Annotated in this window: 1 pseudogene; it reads left to right on the top strand. The window is 63.0% G+C overall.

Annotated features, from left to right (window positions below):
• Positions 1-1,024, top strand: a pseudogene (uvrC, locus tag C9413_RS32255) (excinuclease ABC subunit UvrC); the annotation flags it as partial.
• Between the last annotated feature and the right edge of the window lie 153 nt (positions 1,025-1,177).

Genomic DNA, 1,177 nt, shown 5'->3' with positions numbered 1-1,177 from the left:
CCTGGAAGCGAATCTGATCAAGCGCTTGCGGCCGCGCTTTAACGTGCTTTTACGCGACGACAAGTCGTTTCCCTATATCCTCATCACCGGCGATCATCGCGCCCCGTCGATCTTCAAGCATCGCGGCGCCCGCGCCCGCAAGGGCGATTATTTCGGTCCCTTCGCTTCCGCCGGCGCAGTCGGCCGCACGATCAATTCGCTGCAGCGCGCCTTCTTGATCCGCACCTGCACGGACAGCGTTTTCGAGACGCGCACGCGCCCCTGCCTGCTTTATCAAATCAAGCGCTGTTCTGGCCCCTGCACCCGGGAGATCAGCGACGAAGACTATGCGCAACTGGTGCAGGAGGCGAAGGATTTCCTTTCCGGCAAAAGCCAGAAGGTGAAGGCGCACATGGCGGAGGAAATGAACGCCGCCGCCGAAGATCTCGATTTCGAGCGTGCGGCGATCTATCGCGATCGCCTTGCCGCGCTGTCGCACGTCCAGAGCCATCAGGGCATCAATCCGGCAGGCGTCGAGGAGGCGGATGTCTTCGCGATCCACCACGAGGGCGGGATTTCCTGCATCCAGGTCTTCTTCTTTCGCACCGGCCAGAACTGGGGCAATCGCGCCTATTTCCCAAAGGCCGACCCGCAGCTTTCGGGCGCCGAGGTTCTGAATGCCTTCCTCGCGCAGTTCTATGACGACAAGCCGGTGCCGAAGCAGATCATGCTGTCGGAAGCAGTCGAGGAAATGGCGCTGCTGGCGGCAGCGCTCGGCGAAAAGACCGGACACAAGGTTTCGATTCTGGTGCCGCAGCGCGGCGAAAAGCGCGATTTGGTCGACCATGTCGTTGCCAATGCCCGCGAGGCACATGGCCGCAAGCTCGCCGAGACTGCTTCGCAATCGCGCCTGCTCGAGGGTTTCAAGGAAACGTTCGGTCTACCCTATGCGCCGCAGCGGATCGAGATCTACGACAACTCGCATATCATGGGCACGAATGCGGTGGGCGGCATGGTCGTGGCGGGGGCCGAAGGGTTCGTGGAGAGGCAGGACCGCACGTTCACAAGCAAATAGACCCACATCCCACCCGGCAGCGACCTCGGCAGTCAGCAGCGGGGGGTGAAACCGCCCTCCCCCCTGCCCCTCCACGGGGAGGGCGGTCAGGCGCGGGCGCCGCACGGAGCGAGCCACGACGCG

The organism is Rhizobium sp. SEMIA 4085 (assembly GCF_013004495.1).
Lineage (GTDB): Bacteria > Pseudomonadota > Alphaproteobacteria > Rhizobiales > Rhizobiaceae > Rhizobium > Rhizobium gallicum.
Note: the sequence above shows the minus strand (reverse complement) of the source record. Positions and strands in the feature narration are given on the sequence as shown.